Annotated in this window: 6 protein-coding genes; all 6 read right to left on the bottom strand. The window is 35.8% G+C overall.

What is annotated here, in order from left to right:
• Positions 1-60: 60 nt before the first annotated feature.
• Entirely contained in the window at positions 61-1,218 is a 1,158-nt protein-coding gene (gene dnaJ, locus ABWU86_RS01095) for a molecular chaperone DnaJ (RefSeq protein ID WP_353320990.1), read from the bottom strand.
• Positions 1,219-1,300: 82 nt separating this feature from the next.
• Entirely contained in the window at positions 1,301-3,151 is a 1,851-nt protein-coding gene (gene dnaK, locus ABWU86_RS01090) for a molecular chaperone DnaK (protein WP_353320988.1), read from the bottom strand.
• Positions 3,152-3,180: 29 nt separating this feature from the next.
• Complete coding sequence (gene grpE / locus ABWU86_RS01085) at positions 3,181-3,753, bottom strand: nucleotide exchange factor GrpE (RefSeq protein ID WP_353320986.1); 573 nt, start codon at positions 3,751-3,753, stop codon at positions 3,181-3,183.
• Between the two features lie 14 nt (positions 3,754-3,767).
• On the bottom strand, positions 3,768-4,808 hold the full coding sequence (gene hrcA, locus ABWU86_RS01080; RefSeq protein WP_353320984.1) for a heat-inducible transcriptional repressor HrcA: 1,041 nt from the start codon (positions 4,806-4,808) through the stop codon (positions 3,768-3,770).
• A gap of 108 nt (positions 4,809-4,916) precedes the next feature.
• The gene (gene ribF / locus ABWU86_RS01075) at positions 4,917-5,852 is read right to left on the bottom strand and encodes a riboflavin biosynthesis protein RibF (protein WP_293792925.1); all 936 of its coding nucleotides are present in this window, start codon (positions 5,850-5,852) and stop codon (positions 4,917-4,919) included.
• Positions 5,853-5,870: 18 nt separating this feature from the next.
• Positions 5,871-6,782, bottom strand: coding sequence for a tRNA pseudouridine(55) synthase TruB (gene truB / locus ABWU86_RS01070; protein WP_353320981.1), 912 nt, complete (start codon positions 6,780-6,782; stop codon positions 5,871-5,873).
• Positions 6,783-6,824: the final 42 nt, after the last annotated feature.

Raw genomic sequence — 6,824 nt, 5'->3', positions numbered from 1 at the left:
TACAAACTAAATAATATTAATAGCAAACAAAAAAAGAGTCGCTTTAACGACTCTTTTTATTTACTTCTTACCGTTCATAGCGTCCTTCATTTTTTCGAAAAAACCACCATCTTTGTAGTCTTTTTCTCCAGAAGCTTCAGCAAATGCTTTAAGCGCTATCTTTTGTTGTTTATTAAGGTTCTTAGGTGTAACCACCTTAACAGTAACTAATTGGTCTCCCTTTGAGCTACTGTTAATTCTAGGCATCCCTTTTCCTCTAAGTCTGAATGTTGTATTTGCTTGAGTTCCAGCTGGAACCTTCATTTCAACATCACCATAGACAGTTTTTACCTTAATCGTGCTTCCTAGTGTAGCTTGAGTAAATGAAATGTCTTGGTCATAGTATAAATCATCACCTTGACGTTCGAATTCACGACTTTCTTTTACTCTAAAGACAATAAATAAATCACCGTAAGGTCCACCGTTTTCACCAGCTTCACCTTGCCCTTGTAATCTCATTTGTTGTCCGTCATCCACACCAGCAGGAATTTTAACTTCTACCTTGTGGTTTTCGTGCATGTGACCTGAACCATGACACTTGTCACATTTTTCTTTAATTTCTTTACCAGTTCCACCACAAGTAGGACATGGATGTTGAGTTTGCATTCTTCCAAATGGAGTATCTTGAACACCAGTTACATATCCGCTACCGTTACATTCATGACAAGTTTCTGGATGGGTTCCTGGTTTAGCACCAGAACCTTCACACTTATCACATTTAGCTTCTCTATCATATGTGATGGTAGTAGTCTTACCAAATACTGCATCTTCGAAGTTAATCGTCATTTGGTATTGTAAATCTCTTCCCTTTACAGGTGCGTTAGGATCTCTTTGTGCTCTTCCGCCGGCGCCACCACCGAAGAATTGACTAAAGATATCATCGAATCCACCGCCACCAAATCCTGAGAATCCACCGGCGCCACCGAAGCCACCAGCACCGCCACCAAATCCTCCAGCAGGACCTTCTGCTGAACCAAATTGGTCGTAGTTTTGACGTTTTTGATCATCACTTAGCACTTCATATGCTTCGTTTATTTCTTTAAATCTTTTTTCGGCACCAGGTTCTTTATTGATGTCGGGATGATACTTTTTAGACATTTTACGATATGCTCGTTTGATTTCGTCTTGACTGGCATCTTTTGATATTCCTAATATTGAATAATAATCTTTATCAGCCATTGTTATCCCCCATTAATATTTTTTGCAATAAAAGGCCAAAGCCCATCAGTCAGACTTTGACCTTTTATTGAATAATTATTTATTATTTTTTGTCGTCATCGTTAACTTCGTGGAAATCGCCGTCAACTGTGTTGTCGTCTTTACCCTTAGCATCTGATGAGTCAGCTGATGCAGCTTGGTCGCCGCCTTGAGCTTGTTCTTGTTGGTATAACTTAACAGCAAGTGCTTGTACTTGTTGGCTCAAGTCGTCTTTCTTAGCCTTCATTTCTTCTAAGTTGTTGTCGTCTTTAGCTTTCTTCAATGCATCTTCAGCTTCTTTAGCCTTCTTGATTTCATCTTCAGAAACCTTACCTTCAACATCCTTTAGAGTCTTATCAGTTTGGAAGATTAATTGATCTACTTCGTTCTTTAGATCTACTTCTTCTTTACGTTTCTTGTCTTCTTCTTCATTCTTCTTTGCTTCATCCATCATACGTTGGATTTCATCATCTGAAAGACCGTTTGAATCTTTGATGGTAATCTTTTGTTCCTTACCAGTACCTTTATCCTTAGCAGAAACATTTACGATACCATTCTTATCAATATCAAACTTAACTTCGATTTGAGGAATTCCACGAGGTGCTGCAGGAATATCAGTCAATTGGAATTGACCTAATGTCTTGTTATCAGCAGCCATTGGACGTTCACCTTGAAGAACATGGATGTCAACAGCTGGTTGGTTATCAGCAGCAGTTGAGAATACTTGTGATTTTGAAGTTGGAATAGTTGTATTTCTATCGATTAACTTAGTGAATACACCACCCATAGTTTCAATACCTAATGATAGTGGAGTAACATCCAATAGAACAACATCCTTAACATCACCAGTTAGCACACCACCTTGAACGGCAGCACCAAGTGCAACGGCTTCATCAGGATTGATTGAGTGGTTTGGTTCTTTTCCAGTCCAGTTCTTAACAGCTTCTTGAACAGCTGGAATACGAGTTGAACCACCATTTAGGATAACTTCATCAATGTCTGAAGTGCTTAATCCGGCATCTTTTAGGGCATTGTCAAAAGCAACTTTAGTCTTATCAACTAAGTCAGAAGTTAATTCATTAAACTTAGCACGTGATAGGCTTGTTTCTAAGTGAAGTGGACCATTGTCACCAGAAGCGATAAATGGAAGACTGATTTCAGTTTCTGAAACACCTGATAGGTCTTTCTTAGCTTTTTCAGCAGCGTCCTTTAGACGTTGTAAAGCCATCTTGTCTTGTGATAAGTCAATTCCGTTTTCGTTCTTAAATTGTTCAACTAAGTAGTCCATGATTCTCTTATCGAAATCATCACCACCAAGGTGAGTATCACCATTAGTTGAAAGTACTTGGAATACACCATCACCTAATTCAAGAACAGAAACATCAAAAGTACCACCACCAAGGTCATATACTAAAACCTTTTCGTCTTTGTCTTGTTTGTCTAGACCATATGCTAATGCAGCAGCAGTTGGTTCGTTAATGATACGTTTTACATCAAGACCGGCAATCTTACCAGCATCTTTAGTAGCTTGTCTTTGTGAATCATTGAAGTATGCAGGAACAGTAATAACTGCTTCACTAACTGTATCTCCAAGATAGTCTTCAGCAAATCCCTTGATGTATTGTAGGATCATAGCTGAAATTTGTTGTGGTGTGTATTTCTTACCATCAACATCAACAGTGTAACTTTCTTCACCCATGTGACTCTTAATTGAAGCGATTGTGTTTGGGTTAGTGATCATTTGGCGCTTAGCTACTTCACCAACTTGTGGTTCGCCATCTTTAAATGCAACTACAGATGGTGTAGTTCTTGCACCTTCAGGATTAGTAATGATTTTTGGTTCTTTACCTTCTAGTACAGCAACAGCTGAGTTAGTGGTACCTAAATCGATACCGATAATTTTATTACTTGCCATAATTTATTATCCCCTTATTATCAAATTTATTATTGTGCTACAACAACCATACATGGTCTGATAACTCTATCAGCTAATTTGTAGCCTTTTTGTAAAATTTCAACAACTGTGTCAGCAGGATGGTCATCATCTGCTGGAACAGTTTGTACAGCTTGACATTCATTTGGATCAAACTTCTTATTTAAAACATCAATTTCTTCAATTCCGTTTTCGGATAAAGCCTTATTAAAATGTTTTAAAACAAGTTCAACACCTTGCTTTAATTGTTTTCCGTTTTCATCTGAAACTTCAACTTGAAGAGCTCGATCTAAATTATCCATTACTGGTAAAACACTAGTGGCTAATTTTTGACCATCATATTTATAAATATCTGCTCTTTCCCTTTTAAAGCGTGTTTGCATATTTTGCATTTCTGCTTCAGCGCGAAGGTACTTGTCAGAGAAATCATCAACTTGTGCTTGAAGTTCTTTAACTTTTTCTTCTAAAGGATTTTTAGCGTCCTTTTTCGCTTTTTCTTTCTTAGTGCCCTTATCATTAGCTACTTTTTCTTTTTTATCAGTAGCTTCTTTTAGGTCTTTTTCATCATCCTTCTTACTTGCCAAGTGAAAGCCTCCTTTTACTGATTATATTTATCATAATAATTTCTCAGTTTTTTTGATAACTCATTTCTAAATCCATCCACAATACCAATCACTCTTGAATATGGCATCCTGGTAGGACCTAAAACAGCTATAACACCTTTACCATATGGTCCTACATCATAAGAACCAGTGATGATACTGTAATCCTTCAACAACTCATTACTCAATTCCGGACCAATTTTAACTGATACAGAATTGTCAGAGCTCTTAATGAACTTGGATGCATCATCTTTATCATTCAGTAAAGAATAAATTGGCTTCAAATAACTGACGTCATTATTATCAGTAAAACTCAATAAGTTCAGTTCTCCGCCAATGTAAAATTGGTTAGTAGAAGCTTCAGCCAAAACATCATCTAGTGTTTGAACTAAATTATCTGGATCACTAACATACTTAAGGATTTCTGGAACGATTTCCTCTTTTAGTTTGATGACCACTTCATCAAGTGGTTTTCCAGCTAATTTATCATTAATCATTCTAACAACTGCTTCCAATCTATCTCCACTAATGTCTCCAGAAATATGGAAAACTTGATTAACGACTTCATCATTACTCGTAATTAAAATTGCCATTACTTGATGATTTCCTAGTGGAACAAGTCTAAAACTGCCCAAAATAGGGACCGTTTCTTGTTCCGGCTTCAAGGTTAACGCCGTATAATTCGTTAAGTTTGATAGTATGTAAGCAGATTGCTTAACGATTTCATCAATTTGCCTAAAGCTTCCTGATAACGAATTCTGAATTAGCATCATATCGTTATTATCAATAGGATTAGGATTCAAAAGATTATCAACATAATAGCGATAACCCTCTATTGATGGAATTCTACCAGATGATGAATGGTTTTTTGTAATTAATCCAATCTCTTCTAAAAAAGCCATTTCATTTCTGACGGTCGCAGAACTAACATGAATTGGTAGTTGACTGGATAATGCCTTCGAACCTACTGGAACTCCTGACTTAGTGTAATCATTAACGATTACTTTTAAAATCATTTTTTCTCTTTCAGTTAGCATACCAGATCACTCCTTATCGATTAGCACCTTTAGCAGTCAAATACTTTAAGTGCTAACCACAATTTATAATATATCAGATACATCAAAATTGGTCAAGAAAAACGGCCACTACTTTTTAAAATATTCTCTCGTCATTTGTTCGTCGGATTTAAGCTGTTCTATCAGCTTTTCAACACCTTCAAATTTAACTTCGCCACGAAGACGATGTAACCAATCAATCTCTAAGACTTCACCATAAATGTTGTCATTAAAGTCTAAAATGTTTATTTCAACTGTAATTGGATTTTTGTCTCCAAAAGTAACATTTCTTCCAATTGATGCCATTCCGTGATGTTTTTCATCACCAATCCAAACATCAACAATATAAACACCAATTATGGGCAACCATTGTAATTCATCATGGTCGATGTTAGCTGTTGGATAACCTAATTCTCTCCCCCTGGCGAATCCATGGACAACGGTTCCGTTGGTTCTAAAAGGTCTTCCCAGTAGCATATTAACAGTATCAATGTGTCCTTGATCTAAATTTCTTCTGATTCTAGTGGAACTAATTTTAGCCAGATGGTAATCTGCTAGGTCAACTGATACGACATCGAATCTTCCAGATGAGTACTTAGGTAATAGGTCCATTGTTGCGTCTTTAGCACCATATGTATGGTCTGTTCCTGCAACAACTGTGTCAACGTTAAACCTAATTAGATAATTATCAACGAATTCTTGTGGTGATTGGTTTTGAAAGTTAAAACTATAGTTCACTTCAAAAACAATATCAACGCCTAACTTTTCTAACTCTTTAAATTTATTTTTTTGTAGAATGATGTCTCTTTTATCATGTGGTGATAATTGATCATATACAACTGCTGGTTTATGGTCATATGTCAGAACCCCTAAGGGCATCCCCTTTTCATCAGCAATTGTTTTAGCTTGATTTATTACCTTTTGGTGTCCCTTATGAATACCATCAAAGTATCCCATTGCTAGTATGATTTTTTCTTTTTGTTCAAATGATGCTTTTATCGGGTGATGTATATTGATAATTTTCATATTTTAAACCTTCTAAACTTATTGATTACTAAACATTTTTTCAGGCTTATATACCTGTTTGTTTTCGTCATAATAATAAATAGCCTTAACGGCATGTTTATAAGTTAACACACATTTATTATCTTTTGTATCAATAACATTCAGTGATAAAAAGCCCCCATTTTTAACAGTTTCCCATTGTGTATCATTTAATTCCAAATGTTTAAAATCAGATAAAGCAGAATCAATTGATTTCACAATTTCATCAATTTTATCATTTTCTACGGCAGCTCTAATATCGTCCAGTTTGAAGGTCTCATCGATATTGAAGCCACCGCTTTTAATTCTAGTTAAACTAGACATTACGGCAGGCATGTTTATTTTCTTACCAAAATCAACGGCTAATGTTCTTACATATGTTCCTTTTCCACAGCCAACTTCAAAGAAAATAGTTTGTTGCTTTTTTTCTTCGTCATATACGCTTGCTTTAGTTTGTTTAAAGTAGTGAATTTGAACATGTCTCTCTGGTCGTTCAACCGTTTCACCATTTCTTGCGTATTCATAAAGTCTTTTCCCGTTCACTTTAACGGCTGAATACATTGGCGGAATTTGTATTAAGTCTTCTGATACGAAACTTTTCAACAATTCATCAATCTGATCATTGGATAACGGTTTTTCAACATCTTTAGTGCTAACCACTTCGCCATCTAAGTCTTCTGTAGTGGTATCAAATCCTAAAGTAATACTGCCTTGATATATTTTTCCAGAATTCATTAAGTAATCAACTAATTTAGTTGCTTTTCCCAAACAAATGGGTAAGACTCCTTCAACATTAGGATCTAAGGTCCCACTATGACCAATTCTTTTCATTTTAAGAATGCCACGTAATTGACTAACACATGCAAAACTAGTCATTCCTTTTTCTTTATATAATGGGATAATTCCATCCATAATTATTCGCTCCTTGATTACTATTTAACGTAAATTATAGCA

The organism is Apilactobacillus pseudapinorum (assembly GCF_040369555.1).
Classification (GTDB): Bacteria; Bacillota; Bacilli; order Lactobacillales; family Lactobacillaceae; genus Apilactobacillus.
This window is presented reverse-complemented; position numbering and strand designations above follow the sequence as displayed.

Excerpts from the sequence above, each read along its gene's own strand:
- ribF (WP_293792925.1), bottom strand. The coding sequence starts at position 5,852 with ATGAAAATTATCAATATACATCACCCGATAAAAGCATCATTTGAACAA.
- truB (WP_353320981.1), bottom strand. The coding sequence starts at position 6,782 with ATGGATGGAATTATCCCATTATATAAAGAAAAAGGAATGACTAGTTTT.
- dnaJ (WP_353320990.1), bottom strand. The coding sequence starts at position 1,218 with ATGGCTGATAAAGATTATTATTCAATATTAGGAATATCAAAAGATGCC.
- hrcA (WP_353320984.1), bottom strand. The coding sequence starts at position 4,808 with ATGCTAACTGAAAGAGAAAAAATGATTTTAAAAGTAATCGTTAATGAT.
- dnaK (WP_353320988.1), bottom strand. The coding sequence starts at position 3,151 with ATGGCAAGTAATAAAATTATCGGTATCGATTTAGGTACCACTAACTCA.